At 62.3% G+C, this 16631-nt stretch carries 3 protein-coding genes; all 3 read right to left on the bottom strand.

What is annotated here, in order from left to right; genetic code table 11:
- Nucleotides 1–368: 368 nt before the first annotated feature.
- From NLY36_RS01850 to NLY36_RS01840, 3 genes are read right to left on the bottom strand one after another with little or no spacing between them, the layout of a single operon-like run.
- Nucleotides 369–986: a hypothetical protein gene (locus tag NLY36_RS01850; RefSeq protein WP_156933172.1), complete on the bottom strand. Its 618-nt coding sequence runs from the start codon at nt 984–986 to the stop codon at nt 369–371.
- A 32-nt stretch (nt 987–1018) separates the two neighbouring features.
- Nucleotides 1019–6529, bottom strand: coding sequence for a hypothetical protein (locus tag NLY36_RS01845; protein WP_023735383.1), 5511 nt, complete (start codon nt 6527–6529; stop codon nt 1019–1021).
- Nucleotides 6526–16362: a hypothetical protein gene (locus tag NLY36_RS01840; protein WP_156933173.1), complete on the bottom strand. Its 9837-nt coding sequence runs from the start codon at nt 16360–16362 to the stop codon at nt 6526–6528. Before NLY36_RS01840 ends, NLY36_RS01845 begins: the two co-directional genes overlap by 4 nt.
- Between the last annotated feature and the right edge of the window lie 269 nt (nt 16363–16631).

The following is a 16631-nucleotide window of genomic DNA, read 5'->3' as shown; positions in this document are numbered from 1 at the left end:
GCCCCCTGCATTGCATAGCTGGCCCTCGAATGAGCCCGGAAGGCCTTGCGCCGGTGCTCCGGCCGGGATGGTGTCGCTGTCGCACGATCCGCGTTCAACCCATTGGTTGTGGCCCATGCATTCCAACGTAACGCGCAGGAAACACCCAATGAATCGAACCGAATAAGCGGAATCCTTGTATAGACAGGCCTCCTCCTGTGCGAAAGTCGCGGTTGGCAAAAGCAAGATCGTCATGACTATAGCTCTCAACATCGCAATTCCCCCGTTTCAGAATCGCCTCAAAACAAGGCAATCATTCGAATTCTGGCGAACCCTTCTACGCCACGATCCACAGTGGATCTCCATAGAAGATGAATTTCTACGCACAATTATTTCACAACTACATCTGCGGAACATACGGCCAGCAAGAACGTAATTTTTTGTCCGTTCAGCTCGGCCGTGTATGCATAATTCCAGATGTAAGAGCGCTTGCCCTGCGCGTCTTTGGCAACCCGATGCAATACACCCACAAAGCCGCCTTTCGATACCGTACCGGCAATGTTTGCAAGCTTGATCCGCCCTGCGTCACCGCTTGAATTGATAAGCTGAATCGCAACATCCGCCGCCAAGCCCATCCAAGCCGCGGGAGCAACAATTCCCAATGTTGTGCTGAACCATCCTGGTATCGATTCACCCGCATTCGCATTTAGCCAACCTTGAAGGTTTTTCGCACCCGCATCGTCCAGTTTCGTAGAGGCGGCGACCACAGGTTCAGCCACCTCGATTTTTTTCAGGGCCGCAGCAGACAGAACTTTTGACATGTTCTCTGGGGCTATAGCGCCGCCGGTATGTGTCAGCGAGGGGTTAAAGTCCGGGTCGAAAAAGGTCTTGAACCCTTCGACCTGGCTGTCTGTCAGCGGGCCGCCGCAGGTGAAGCCGGCATAACTTTTTCCAATCGCCAATAACGATGCACAAGCGGCAACCAAAAGAATACGTTTTGCTTTCACCTTCACCCCCCAATCTGCATAATTGCGTATCTCTATTTTATCTCAAGGAAAGGTACGCGGGCGCTGAAACGCGGTCCGGATTCCACGAAGGTCGACGGGTTGAACATGGTTTCGATCTTCACCGGCTCCTCGCGATAGGACGCCGGCATCCGGAGATCGAACTCCTCAAGGTAGACAACCATCCGCCCCGGCCCAAAGCCGCGCTGCGCTGCTTCGGGCAGGTCAAAGGACTGTGTCCACGTCATGCCGGGGTCTTTATCCCACGTCACTTTGGTCATTTCGAGCGGCAGATCGTCTCCCGGGCGCGACACCTTCCAACCTTCGAGTGGGACCGGGACGCGGACGAGGGCATTACCTTCGCCACTCTCGTGAAACACGCTCGCCCGGATTTTCGGAAGGCGCAATCCCGCGAAGAGCGTCTTAGGGTCCCAGTCTTTCGGCACAGGATCCGGCATAGGCAGTTTGTTGAATGCGAATTCCTTGATGCCGCGCGAGGCGCGGCCGCTCACCGTCACCGTCACCCGCTTTCCAGCGGCGGGCAGGGTCTTCGCACTGTCCGCGACCGGCAGAGCCTCGACGAGAACCTTGACCTCGCGCCTCGGCAGAAGCTGAATCTGGACGGTAACCGGCTCGGACGTCGTCAGCGTTTTGGAAATGGAGTGCTCCTGATACCGCACAAGCCCGAAACGTACGAAGGGTTCGGACGCGCGGTTCGCCCTCAGGTCGACATCGACGTACCATTCCTCCCGGTCGAGGTCGAAGCAGGGCTGATAGGCAATCAGAGACACGGGGAGGAATTCCGGATTATCGACGACCTCGGCCGTCGCCGCCGGGTCGGCGGGTCTTGGCGACGCCGCTTTTGGGATCGGCATCAAGGCGCTGGTCACGAAAATGGGCGCGTGCGGATTGGCACTCACGGCCCGCCCAGTCGACGTCTTCTCATCTTTAGTCGACTTTTTCCCGTCGTTTGGTTGCAGTTCCTCAACGTCGGCGAACGCGTCGCCAGGAATGAAATAGCCCTTCTGAGCGAAGTCGTCCTCGCGGATAGGGTCTCCGCCCCACCGGGTGGCGTAGGCGCCTCCGGCGCCCAGATCGCGGTCGTCGAACTCCTTTAGATCCAGGTTCCGGCCGTTGACGCGTACCGTGTTGTTTTCAAGGACAGTCCAGTCGAGCTTGTCATAGTCCGGTGGCCAAAGAACGATGCCGAGACGTTCGCCCTCACCAGAATCAAACCAGCCACGGCCAAGATAAAGCCGCGTTCTGGCGCGGCGTTCCAGGGTGTGCGTGACTGTCTCGCTGTTTTCCACCTTTCCCAAATCGCGGGTGAACACGAAGGACGGTTCGGGCCGCCGTACGTCCGGGGCTGCCGGTCTTTTGGTCGAGTTCATCCAGACTTCAATTTGCGAGGCCGCCTTCATCGCCTGTTCCTCGCGCTTCAGCGGCTGGCGGCGGAATAGCGCTTGTTCCTTGCCTCCCACGTAACTCGGCTCCGTCTCGAAAGCGGCCGCGCCGCGCGATACCAGAACGAGGTCGAGCGTCAGTTTGCGCGCCAAGGTGTCGGCAAATTTGTGCGGGCGCTGGATTTGCAGCAGTCTGACACGGTTCGTCCGGTCCACACCATTTTTGGGCAGCGCGATCCACTGTTCGAGCTTTGCGTCGGCGATCGCGGCGGCGAAGAGTGGCCAAAGTGCGATCTTCGTGCGTCTGCCTGCAGTTGGCGTAAAGACAAGCGATCCGCTCTTTTCCCACTCGGCCGTGTTCGGCCGAACGCGCAACGCTTTTTGAGCCTTGCCTTGCGTCGGTACGGCCTTGAACCGCAGCAGATCAGGGCCGATCGCCTTGGTGGACGGCAGATTGGCTACGGTCAAAAGCGCGACCGACTCGCGCGGCAAGGTCACGGCACCGTTCGCATCGACTTTGAAGCCAACGACGTCGGTGGGGCGTTCGTAAACCTCGCACCCATCGCCGCGGCTGCGGGTCGGCCAGCGGCCGGAACGCCTGGAGATCATGCTTCGCCCCCGGTCGAGCGCGTCGATCTGGAAACCGGCGGTCGCCACCGCAGTCGCGACGATCTGGAATGATTCGACTAGATCGAGATCGACTTCGATCTCCCCATCGAGACCGAGTTCGGTCGCATCCGCCGCGCTGTCCAGTGGAGCCTGCGGAATCGCGTTCTCGGACACTTCAAGCGGCCGGATCGTCCGCATCGTTTCGTCGGTCGAGAGCCAGGCGATGGCGCTGGCCGAGGGCTTGTTTACGGCGTGGCAGATGCGCAGCGTGGCGATAGCCGCGATTTCTTCGATCGGCCATTTGGTCTGCATGGCCTCGAGAAGCGCGGAGGCGACTATACCACGATAGTCTTTATCGGGTGCGAGCCCGCCGCCAACGCCCGCGTAGTCCTTGAGCTTCGCCTCCAGGCAAGCCTTGCCGAGATCGTCTCCTCCCATCTTCACCAGTTCTGCCCTGGATTTGGGGTCCTGGCTTGCCCGATGCAATTGCATCGCCATGGTCTCGGGCGCGGAGAAGCGGTTGGCGAGCTCGTCCGGCGCGGGCAGGCAGCTCACCTCAAGCGCGAAATCCTCGCCCTGATACAGCCTGAACTCGACCATTTGGACCCGCACCGCCTTCATGCCCTTGGAAACGGTGTCGTTGCCTTCCTGGTCGAGCCAAGCGCGCTTTGCGGGAACACAGAGGTGCGCAATGGAGGATGGCGGCGCCGGGCGCACAGACTTTTGCCGCGTGACTTTTACGACGAGCGGCAGAGCGTGCGGGTAGGTGGTTCCGTCGTACAGTTTCACCGAAACATAATCATTGAGATAGATGTCGCTGTCCCGGACCTTTGCACGCAGGCAGTAGGTCTCGACGGCCGGGTCCGGAAGATAGCCGACCTGGTCCCTTGTCGTCGTGTTCAGGCCGCCCGGTTCGAAGACCGGCGCGCCGCGCTGGTTTTCATCGTTGATGACTGTGCGTTGGTAGATCACACCATCCGGGTCCAGCGAGTCGAGTCTCGTGGACACCGCGACCGGAAAGCCGGTGGGAACGGGTTTGGGATCGAGCTCGTCGATGGGTCTCCCATGGTTGACCCGTGGGGTGTAGGCGACATCGAGCAGACCACCCTTGCGGATATCTGCGGCTTGTGGGTTGTCGAGCTTGCCGTGCCGGGTGACCAGATCGATCGGCGCCTCGGGCGCGACGAAGACGCGGATTGTCGCGTCCAGTTTGGTGCGGTCGACCCCGCCGACATAAGCCGGCTTGATAATTTCGGCTGTGTAAAGTTCGCCCAGATTGGAGCTTTCGCTGTTCCATGACCGGACGATAGCTTCGTTGAGCGATTCGAACCCCATCGCACCATTGCGTTTCGAAACAAGGTGACGGGGCAGGAGGAGGATCGGACTGGCGATCGAATCGTGGCGGAGGAAGCGGCGGGCGACCGGCGACGTTGAAGCGGCCGACAGCGCAGGGATGAGTGTATCGGCGGCGCTCGCGGTTTCGGCTTCCGGTGAGCCGCCGCCCAGGAAGGTCGACCGGAATCGGAAGGCGTACGGAACGCCGAAGCGAAGCGGAGGCGGTCGGAAGTCCTTCTCGGCAATGTCGGCCCCCGGCAGATCGAGCGTGCGGGTAAAGGGAAGCCCGCTCGGCTTGGACATGGTCTCGTCGCCGCCGCGATCGGTCAGCACGCTGACCGGCGTGCCATCCCAGAGGAAAATCGCTTCTTCGGCAACCGCTTCGTAAGTCTGCGGTTCGGCGTCCGTGGCCTTCGGCCTAGGCATGATCCGGGCGGCGACCTGGAACGATGTCTCCTCAAGAATCCCCTTGGACTTACTTTCAAGCCTGTCCTCGACAAGAGCGCGCAGCACGGTCTCGACCGCCGCGTCGTCCTTGCCGAATCTGTAGTCGATGTAGCGGCGCATCAGGCTGCGCCAGGCGATTTTTCCGTCCTTCGACATCACGCCGACATCGAGGCGTCGTCCGATGGTGAGTTCCTCGGCATGCAACACGGGAACGGCCGCCTTCACCTTCCCCCGATTGATCTCGGCAAGCACCATGTCGCGCGCGATCTGCTCTGACCGGCTACGGTCCAGAATCGTGAAACCGCCGGTCTGATGCGCCTCGCCCCTGTCCCGCCCTAACGTCTTCGAAGCGACGGATCGGCGTACGTCGAGCGAGGAAAGTTCGAAGCGCGGCCCGCTGCTCTCCTGAGAGGTGTGTTTCCAGAAACCGTCCTCCTGCTCGACGAGCGGCGGAAGACGCTTGTCCGGTGAATGTTTGTTCCGCGCGGCAAACACCGAAAGGGGCCAGAAGCCCTTCCCGGTCTTTGCCGCCGCCGTCGCCACTTGTGGCCCGGGCGCTGCCCCACCCTCGAGACCGACGGCCAGATGATAGTGACCCACTGGGAACGCTTTCGCATCGGCCTCGAAATCGAGAGCAAGGCAGAAAAGGCGCGACAGAATCGGATCGCCTTGAAGCGCGAAGAACACGCCGCGGATCGTCTGGAAGGCCTCCTCCTGCGCGTCATCGTATTTCGGCAAGTCCGGAACGGCCGGCTTCGTCACCTCCTCTTTTCCATCCGCCGCTTTTTGCGTTTTCCCAGTGTACGCGAGTCGACGCTGGAGCCATGCGCCGTAATCCTGGGTCGCACGGCGCACATTATGCGCGTTCTCGGCCTCGCTCGGAGGCTTGTTGATCACCGGCGGGGCGACGACGAGTTCGTAGGGTGGAACGATGTCGGGTCGCGGCGCCTTCGGTACTTGCGGATCCCCCGGCTCCGGCTGCCTGCCCGCGATCGCATCCGCAATGTCCCCGTAGGTCTTGGCTGCGTAGGCGCGTTCACTATCGGTGGCGTTGATTACATCGTCGAACCGCGCTTGCGGGTCGACAACCTCGGTCTCCTCCGCTCCACGCTCATCGAGAACGGCGAATGGCCCGGCATACTGCTTGGTGAGCACGCGCGCGGCGCGCACCGTCTCCTCCTCGACCGTCAGGTCGCTTTGCCGCACCGGGACGATCGCGTTGACCGAGAGCTTGTCGGTCGATCGGGGCGGCTCAGCGGTAATCGAACCGTCCTTGGCCAGGATACGTGACCCGGTAAACTTCGGATCGGGCTTCCCACCATGCTTTTCGCCGTACACGGAGTCATGGATGTCCAGCGCGAGCCTAGCCCAGCCATTCGGGAGCGTGGTCCTTGCGAGGGCTGACTTCCAGAGCCCGTCGATGAGCGCCCATCCCTTCGCATCCTTGTACGCTCCGCCATAGCGCGGCTCGATGGCGACGCGCTTCCAGCCGCTCGCTTCTCCGATCGGTGGCGGCTCGTCCTTTGCGATCTCGCGATACCAGAGCGCGAGTTTCGGGAACGGAGTTGTTCCCGTGCGCAGCGCCTCGGCCATCCTGCCCGGCCACGTGCCGAGTTCGAATGCTCCGGAGGCCGTCGCAGTCGCCTCAGGCCGCAACGGCGTGGCGATCAGCGTCAGAAAAACCTTCGTGCCCAACGGATCGGAGCCGTTGGCGACGACACGGAACAGTGGTTTGACGAGGGAGTCGCTCACGGGAAGAACTCCATGGTCAGAGCGGTGTCGAAGTAGGTTGCGTAGGTTTGCCAGGCATTTGACGACTGGCTGGCCGCGTTAACGAGGTCGGCTTTGACGCTCTCGGTGGACCCGGTGGTGATTGGGTCTATGCCTCCGATCGCGGCGAATCGCGTGGCGCCCCCGCCATCGAGCGCCGCGGTCTTCGAATTGCCGATCGCATTTTCCTTCTTGTAGGCAGTGATCGAATAATCATAGTCGGCGATCCCCAGCGAGAATGAGAAGGAGTAGATCGCCTCACCGTACATCGCGCCGCCCTCGGCCGTTCCGAGGCGGACATAGAGCGACGTGGCGAAGTGGAATATCCACAGGCTGGCCGAGCCACCGGCGAAGAACGTGCCGTAGACCTCCGTGGTCTTCTTGCCGTCGGCCTTGATGATCCGGACGAACACACCGACCTGGATGCGGCAGCTCGCCTCAAACGGCCCGTAGCCGATCGCCGCCCCTCCGCCATATTCGAAGGAGGCCTCGAAGCCTCTTATACCGTTCGCTGCGGCGTAGATCGCGAAGTACCCCGATCCGACAAAGGGAAAAACGCCCATGGTAAAGGGCGAAAGCCGCCGCCCGAGCGAGACTTTAAAGAGCGATTCCTGGTCACCGAACGGAAGCTCGGCCGAGACGTTCAGCGACACGTTGAAGAAGGAGGTGGCGCCGACCCCGATCGTACCGAGATCGATGCCGTAGCCGACCTCGATCCCAGCCCCTCGTGTCATCGGCTGTATGAACGCGCCGCCGCCCTTGGGCGAGAGAAAGCTTTGCAGCTTCTGTGCGAATTCGAGGTCCTTGCCGATTACGAAATCTTCGTAGACGACGTCGAACCGCGCGCTCTTGTTGCTGGAAACGGTGAAGGCCGCGCCGCCGAACTTCAGTCGCAGCGCGTCGACGATGCCCCCAATCAGGAAGATTTCGAACGGCCCGATGCTCGCCGTCGCGCCGAATTCGGATGTTTTCTGGAGAAGATCGATCGTCGCCCGCAGAGCGATGCCAAAGGGGGAGCCGGGGAGCGGCCGGAAAATGGCCTTGGAGCCAGCATCCTTGGTGACGATCGAGCCGAAATCATAGCTCAGATTGACCTTCGTCGGGATGAGGCTGGCGATGGCGTCCTCGATCTGATCGCGAAACGCGCCGAAATCGATCGCCGCCAGCACATCGCCGCGCATCAGATTTTTGGCGAGGTCTTCGGCCTGTTTGAGGATGACAAGCGGCGCCGCCGCGCCCGACCAGCCCTTCAGCAGCGCGACCGCCCGGCGGCGAAGATTGCCGTCGAACGCCCCGCCGCTTGCGGCAAGCTTGGCCAGATCGTCCGCGACGGCTGCCTCCTGAGCGAGGCGGTCGATGTCCGGATCGATTGGTCCACCCTCGGTGGCATCCAGCACGGCTGCGCGATCGACGAGCAGCGTCTTCTGTGCGGTGACGCCCAAGAGCGGGATGTTTCCAAGTTCGACGAGCAGCTTGTTTCTCAGATCCAGCAGCTTCGCATAGACCGACGCGAGCGGGCTGAAGACCCCGGTGGCAAGGAGTTCCTTTTCCGCGCGCTCGCGTAACCGATCGGGAGCGCCGGCGAGCCGGTCGCGCAGCTTACGCCATTCGCGCAGCGCGCCGGCCTCTAGATCGCGCAGCTTACTCTCGACATCCCGATAGCTGCCGGAGACCGAGTTGGAAGCGAACAGGTTGCGCGGCGTCTTTCCCTTGCCGAGCGGGGCATCGAGGAGGGCGACCAAGATCGTCTTTCCCGCCGAAGCTTCGATTTTCTCCGGAAGTCGAAGCCCGCCATACCCCTTGATGTGTTCGCCAAGATCGACAATCGCCTGCCTGAGAGCTTTGGTCTCCGGCTCGATCTGAAAGCCTAGACTCGTCGCGGCGGCCGTTATCCTATCCAGGCCTTGGAGCAAGATGTTCAGCGCGGCGACGCCGCCGGCCGTCGTGCCGTCTAGCAGCAGGAGAGCGAAATCGACGACGACCCTAAGGTCCTCGACCAGGCCCGCTTCCGCAGTGTCGAAGGCCTTTGCGGCTTCTTCGATCGCGGTTCTGACATCTTTCTCCAGATCGTCGAACAGCGAGTCCTTGATGTAGCCGTTCAAGACCGTCGCCGCGCCGCCGAGCAACGCGCCCGTGACAAGGATTTCCTTGTTGCGTTCCGCGAAGGTCGCAAGGCGCTTCGCCATGGTCTCGATGCGAACGCCCATCGTCTCGCCCAGCTGCCGCAAGCGGCGCAGGATGTCGCCTAGCGCCACCTCCAGGGCCACGCCCTTGTCCGGCGGATTGTCGAGCAGCGCATCCAGCCCGCGCGTTGCGACGACGACGTCCAGCACGTCGCCATAGAGGCCTTCGAGATCGGCGATCAGGCAGTCGCGGCGATCAGAGTGAGCGCCTTCCACTTGGATCAACGCGTCCTTGATGAAAAGGTGAAGGCGATCCGCGTCGGCTTTTCCTGTGGCCGCGGCGACCTTGTCGACATTCGTTTTCTGTTCATTGAGGATATTTTGCAGCGTGGCGAAGACCGACCTGGTTCGAGCTTCCGCAGCCTCGGTCCTCTCTTCAGGATCGATTTCGTTCCTCGCCGGATCGACGAACCCTTCCAGTGCTCGCAGCGATTTCCCCACCGCCACGAGAAGGTCATTGCTCCCGACGACGAGCGTCGAATTCTTATCGTCGTAGATCGGCAGAGGATAAGGCTTTTCAGCCAGATAATTCTCCGCCCGCAACTTTTTTACCGCAGCGATCTCCTTGGCGAGGATGGCCACGGAGCCGGCCGGCGGATTGAACCGGAACGGGCTTGCAACTTTCTGCGGAGGCGTCGCGTCCGTGGTCTTTTCCCGCAGGACCTCGCCGACCCGCGTGACGAAGCTCGACACTAGCCCTTTCTCGAGCGCCTCAAGGTCGTTGCGTATGGACGCGACGTCGACGCCCAGCACGTCCTCGGCCAAGCCCGCGGATGCGGTGAGAATGGCCTTCGGGTCGCCGCCCTTCAGTGCCTCCGCGAAAGTTTTCCCGTTGCGGAGCGCCGCGTCGGCCTTTTCCAGCCCGGTGACGACGGCTCGAAGTTCATCTGGATAGCGGCCCGCGAGATTGATGGCAGCGTTCCATAGGTCGTCCTCGAGTTGCTCCTGATATTGGTCGAGGGCTTCCGTCAGCGCGAAGGCGGCAGCGTCCACGGCCTTAAGAACCGTTTCCGGCGCGCCATTCACGGCATCCTTTCTGGCCAATTCCAGCGCGTCTTTGGCGCCGTCGATCGCCGTTTCAATTTTTCCGCGAATCTCTTTGAGGTAGGCTTCCCCACCCTTCTTCAGCGCCTCCCCGGCGTTATCGCCTTCGAAAAGCGCGAAAAGGGCCGCTTCAAGCGTAGGTGCCAGTGCGTCCTCGCCCGCGTTCTGGATTCCTTTGGCCAGATCGCCGGCGATTCCCTCCACTTCGACGCCAAATTCCTTGGCCTCGGTTCCCGCGATCACCAGCACAGATTTCAGGAGATCGGGAAGCGCGGGAGGAAGCGACGCCAATGGCATCAAATCGACGAGCTTCGGTACTTGGACCGGCGCGACTGCCCCCGGGGCGGCGTCTTCGAACCAGGCGAAAATCCACTTCGTGGCGAACTTGGCGGCCTCCTTCTTGTCTGGATCGAGGAGGCCCTTGAACAGGGTCTCGAAGCTCTTCACGATCGAAGTAAGCTCATCAAGCGGTCTGCTCAGCGCATCGATTTTCTCTTTCAGATTGCCGGTGATAGCCGCATCGAGGCGTTCGATGGGATTGGCGGCGATGACCGCGAGACCTCGCAAAAGCTGCTTCGCGGCGGCGTAGACGGCGGCAAGCTTAGGAACCAACGCCGCCGCATCCTCGGTCGCCAGCGCGTCGTCAAGCGAGGTCTCTACCTTCTTCAGCCCGGTCTCGACCTCCGGATAGACGGCGGCGAGGCTGAGCGGATTCGTCTTTCCGATATCTTTCAGGGGTGCCTGCGCGTCGGTGACCGTCTCATCAAATTTGCGCCATTCGCGGCGCAGCATGGTCACGATCTCGCGCAAGGGAGAGAGAACGCGGGTGCGAACGTCGTTGCTGAGTGAATCGAGGTCCCGCATCGCGGCCGTGCCGTATTCGCGCACCTCCCGCAAGATCGGAATGTCGTCCAGCGAAAGCCCGAGCAGCTTCATGATGTGCTTCAGCCGCACAGTGCCCAAAAGCCTCGCGTCCATGCTGAAGAACGATTTGACTTGCTCGATCGCCTCGCCGACCTGGTCGACAGCCGAATACGGATCCTGGTCGTCCTCGTATTTCGCCTCGTTAGTGGGCGGGACCGGTGGCTTGAGACGAGGGATGGCGTCGTTGAAGTAGGGGGCCAGCGAAACGAGCTTGCCTAGCTCCATCGCAGCCTTGAGACGGGCATCGCTCGGCCGACCCCCGGTATAGTCAGCCGCTGGTGCTTGCTGCGCATCGCCGGGCGCAGCGCTCCACCACGTCCCTTCGTCGCCGCCAATCGGGCCTTTGCTGCGGCTGATCGCGACGATGTAGGAATTCGGCCGTGCGATGCCGCCTGACCGGTCGCCGTTGTCGCCCATGTCGAGCGATCGAATAGCGCTTAGGTCCAGGAAGATTTCCTGCGGATTGGCGTTGACACCGGTTGGTTCGGGATAGCCTTGTGGCGGTTCCTCGCCCTTGAAACCGTAGAGGACGTAGTGGCCGTCATAGTGCACTGTCACCGGTGTCGACGCGCCGCCGGTCATCCGCTCGACCCGTCCGAGCCGGATGGTGGCTGACTCCATCGCCGGATAGAAAGGCGGCTGGCTCGCTCCCTCGAGAACGCCCGTCGTCTTGAAATTTTCAAGAGCTTCCAGTTCGCCGATCCAGCTCGAGACGTTGGGCGATACCGCGCGACCCTGGGCGCGAACGACGAGCAGGTCGGTCTCGAACTGGCCTTCGCCCGCCTGGCTGTTTGGAGCATAATCGATCTTGCGCCCGGCGAGCTGCATCGTGCGCGTGTAAGCTGGCCGCTTCCCGCCGACCGTGGTTTCGGCAACGATGGCGTTGTAATGTTTGCAGGCGGCGAGGACGGACTCTTCGGAGGTTGCCGCGATGTTGTCGAGAAACATCATCGGCAGCTGCGTCGCAGCGCCGTCGATAGTGACGGGAAAGCGGAACACGCCTTGATCAGTCACGTCGGTGCGCGGCCAGAATGCCAGACCGGGGGCCTTGTCGAGAAAGACGCGTCCGTTCAGACCGAACGGACGGTCGTCGCTCAATGGACCGTCGAGCGGAAACGTCGGGTCGAGAATATCGGGCGTCTTGTCGGTCGTCAGCCGGACCTTTCTGGCGCACCACTGGCGGCCGGCATGCGGTTGCCCCATGGCGCCATAAAGCTTTTCGGGGTCGGCCATGCGCAGGAACATGCGCTGACGCAGGATCGCCTTGATGCCGCGAACTCCAAGGTCCAGGAAGATGCGCTCAGTCAGCTTGACGAAGGACGCCTTGTGGCCGAGCGGCAGGAGATAACCCGAATAGACGACCTCGGTGCGGATATCGCGGCCGAGCACGATGTCCTGCTGCAGCGTGTCGATCGAGAAGCCTTCGAAGAGCTTGCGCCCGTAAAGATCGCTCGCCCCGGCCGAGGGCTTGAAAGCGGTCTCATGCAGGAACGAGCCGCCCAGCGCTGTCAGCGACAGCGCCTTGACATCCAGGGCCACCGGCTTGTGCAGCGCCTGATCGTCATCGCCATCCAAAAGCGCGAAGCGTTCACCCGGCTCGATCTGGCCGGATTCGGCGATCAGGCCGCCGGGTTCCGCATCCGCCGTCGCGCCGGGAAGCCGCTTGCCGATGACCGGCAGGCCGTAGGTCGAGGTGAGAAGGACAAGCTGATGCCGATCGTAAGCGTCGAGCGACGTGCGGAAGTATTCATAGTCCTTACCCAACCCGGCGCGAAGGCTGACGCGCGCCGCGAGCCATTTGGCGAGCCGCGAGGCAATGTTTGATGGAGCCTGTTCCAGCGTTTCGTTTTCGAGCTGGTCGGGACCGATAAACCAGGGCGCATAAGGTCCGCGCGGCGGCGCGCCTTCGCCCGGAACACGAATTGCGCCCGGCGTCCGCACGGTGAGCGCCGTCGGCCTGAGATCGGGCGAGGCCACGGCGCGCAGCCCGGGTGTCTGGCCCGCTGTCTCCAGACGCACCGACCAAAGATCGTAGGGCGTGACGTTGGTGACCTCAGCCGCGACGGGCTCACCGCCATTTTCGAGCGTCGGAACGGCATCCTCGGATACCAGAACGGGACAGGCTTTTTCCTCCGAGGCAGCAAAAAGCTCTTTTGGCATGCGCCGGTTGGTACGCCAGATCGCATCCTGCGCGGTGGAGAGAATTAGACGCGCCGGAAGCTCTATCGCGGTCTCGAAATCAAGCGGCTCACCCGGCCAGGGCTTGCCCTCGCCCGTCTCCAGCGACGCGATCCGCTCACTCTTCAGCGAAGCGCGGACCTCCGCCATGCGGGCCTCGCCGGTGACGGTCCCTTCCGTGAAGCCTTGGAAGCGCATCATCGCCTGATCGCTCGGATTCTCAGCCCGATTGCCCGGGCGGGGAAGCACGCCCGACGGCAGTGTCTGGAACAGCTTTCGCGCCCTTTTCGTCACCGAGGGCTCGAAACGCGCCCAGTCCGTGAGTCCCTCGAAGGTGAAGCGGATCGGCCGAAATCTTGTATTGCCCGCCCCCGTTTTCGAGACGCCGTCGCCGCTGTCGGGCAAGGCTCCCGCTTCACGCGCGCCGACGCCAATCGGGGTCTCGGCGTTGATGCGGAAGGCGAGGCGGCTGCGGCCGGAAAGCCGTGCGCCCATCAGGCCGGTGGGGCGGTCCTTGCCCAGAGCCCACTGGACGAAAGCCGCCTCGATCTCGTCAAGCAAGGGCTTGAAACTGGCGGCGGACGCGGGATACGCCGTGGGACGGTTGTTTGCGTTGAGATATTCCGACCGCATCCACGCCTCGGGTAGAGCCGAGGAGCTATTCTTGGCTTTCATCACGAGTTCAGAGGGATCGACATATTCCTCGCGCCAGAACGCGCGGAAGACGCCGTAGAAGGGTTCCAGCGATTCCAGCACCGCCTCGTTGCGAAGCGCAACTGCGAACACCGCGCGTGCGTCGCCGCCCGAATTCAGCGTTTCCAGTTGCTTGCCGGAAAGAGGACCGCCGGCTGCCGCGAGTTGTTCTGCCCGTCCGATCGCCTCGTTGAGACTGGCTCTGACCCCTTGCTCGCCGTTTTCGGCCACCGCCAGTCGGGCGAGACCCATCGCGTCCGCGTCCAGCGCAAAGGGGCCGATGTAAATCGCCTGATCGTCAGGCGGCCGAGAATCCCCCACCATATTGTCGATCTTCGCCTTGAGGGCGGCTGCCACCAGCGCGAATAGGCCGCTCGAAGTTCCGGAAGCCGACTCTTTCTTGACCTTCTGCTCCCTGATTGCTTCGCGAAATTTGACCTTCTCGCTGGTCGTCTTGAGCGTGGCGAGATGCTCTAGGATCGCCTCACGGTTGCCCGGCGTCCCGTCCGCAAGCTTTTCCAGTTCCACGTCGGGCAGAGCCGGCGTCTCCGGCAGGAAGATCGCCTCTTCCAGAACATGCTGGGGGTCGAACTCCGCGACCAGAAGCGGGCGGCTGTCCTGGACCTCGCCATCTTCGCGCACGCGCAGCCGGCCATCGTCGCGCGCGGGACGGACGGTCGGCTCGGGGCCGTAGTGCAGGGCCAGATCGTTGAAGCGGAACTTGAGCTTCATCAAGTCATAGTCGCGCGCGCAGGTGAGTGCGGCGCGCGACAGATCGAGCACGGCGAGCGGCAGCGCGGGCGGGGTCGCTGCGCCAATCCACACAAAGCTCGAGGCAAGAGGGAGCGGATGCTCCCCGCCCGGCAGCTCCTTGATTGGAGCACCATCCTCATAGACCAGACGAATTTCCGTCGGCTGGAAGGTGAGCGCGCTGAAGCTGGCGTCGGGAAGAGAGGTAGCCGCGCCACGCAAGGATAGATCGATATGTGCCCGCCGGATGATGGCGACGCGTCCCGGACCCGGATCCCGGTCTGCCAAAGCGTAGATCGAAGCCCGCGGCGCCCCGGCACGATCGCCATTGGCGACCTGGAAAAAGCGGACCAACGCCCCGCCCTCGGCTTGTTGCGGTTTGGCGCGCTTTCCCTCCACCGGTGCGCCGCACTTTTCGCCAGGCTTGGGGGCAGGCTGGTTGGCGGTGGCGGTGGCGTCGCCAGCCGCGGCGGCCCCGGCCGTGGGGTTGTTTGCAGGCGGCGGCGCGGGCTTTGCAGGCTCGTCTTTGTCCAACCCCAGGTCGAGCACCGGACGGGCGACCGTCAACGCGCCGACCGGCGTGTCTATTCGTCCCAGCGCATCTTCGCTCTTGTCGTCGGGGACAAGGGTCGTCGCCGCACCCAAAGCCTCGCCCCACACTACGCTTCGCACCTTGGCCGCGACGCCACGAGCGCCCGACGTGATTGTCTCGGTAATTGTCAAGGCTCCGGCGGCAATGCCACCCGCGATCGTTTTTTTGTCTGCCCCGCGGATAGTGATGGCGGCGCGCGTGACGCTCAGCGCGCACACGGTCTGGAGCGCATCGGGCAGGAGGGGGGCCCTGCCGACAATGACATCGAGCCCGATTTTGCTTCCTGTCTCGGGTACGACCACAATCGCATGGCCGTCCTTCGCCCCATAGACATAGGACCCTGCCTCGCCGACGACGGTCAGCGATTTGGCGGCGGCCTCGCCGGAGAAATAGGTCACGCGTCGAGGCTTGCGGGGCTCGACAGGTTTCTTTCCGCCCTGCGGACTGTCTCCCGGCCTGGCGGCCTCGGTTTTCGACTCCGCCTCTTCCGAAGTGCGCCAGGCGAAACCAAGCTTGGTCGACCGCAGCTGGCCGTCATGAGCGAGCAGGACGGCTGCGCTGGCGGCCTCGATATGCCACACGAGATTGCGGTCGAGCGACACGTCGAATTGGCCGTTCGCGGGCACGGCGCCGAGCAGGTTTCCGAACGTCAACTCCAGGGTCTTGCCGACGCGATCCGCATCGATGAACTCGCAGGGCCTTTTCCGCTTGGCGTCGGCTGCCAGCTTCCCGTTGCTGTCATAGACCGTGTCGGGCGCAGCATCTGTTTCCCCCACGAAGGTCTCGAACGGAACCGAGCGGCTGCTCTTTACCGCCTCGGTGTTTCCCGTCGAGCGGAGCCAGAGGTCGGTCTCGTAAGCGATCTTCCACCGTGCCTCGGCGCCAGCCCTGGTGAAGCGCAACGACACGAAGCCGGGCTTGTAATACTTTCCATCAGGTCCTGAACGCAGCTTGCCGTCCACAGGGTCCTGACGGGTGAAGCGCATCCCATACGTGACCTTGCGGACGTGAAGCACCCGCTCCAGCGGCGTATCCTGGGCCTGATGGTCGATGGTCCGGAAATCGGGCCGCGCCATGTCGAAATACGCATCCTCCCCGAATGCCGCGGCTGGAACGCTCCACACGCATCGCAGGCAGCGTTCCTCGAAGTAGGTCGGTTTTTTCGGCGCCTGATCTTTTGGCGGTGGCGGCGCATCCTGCCGGAAGCGCTTGACCTCGATCTCCTGGACGGCGACCGCGCTCTGGTCCGGGTCCACAACAAGCTCGAGATCATACCAAGTGGCTTCGTGGACGCCTTCAGCGACGGCCGTTTTGGCGAACAAAGCCACTGGCGATGCGACGAGTCCACCAAGCAGACCCCGTCGCGTCAACTTTGGGTTTAGGATTTCCTGCCATCCCACAGGCAGGCTCCGCCCTAACGACGGCCCGCCGCGCTCGCGCGAACTGGTCACGACTTCCCCCTGTTGGTCGACGACCTAATTTATTCTTCCCACCTGAGTTGATTGTTACGGTCAACCCCGTCTTCGTCAATCCACAGAGTTAAAAATATTTATAGCGTCTATTGATTTGGGCGAAAGATACATGCATTTTAGGAGAAATGGGAGACTTGGCGTTCGCTACAGGCGCGCTCGTCAAGCTATTGCTTGCGTGCGGTTGGAATAATCTCATGAGACAAGTATCATCAGGCGCGGAATTTGACCGGCTGGAGATCCAAACGGCA

Source organism: Mesorhizobium sp. C399B (assembly GCF_030323185.1).
GTDB lineage: Bacteria > Pseudomonadota > Alphaproteobacteria > Rhizobiales > Rhizobiaceae > Mesorhizobium.
This window is presented reverse-complemented; position numbering and strand designations above follow the sequence as displayed.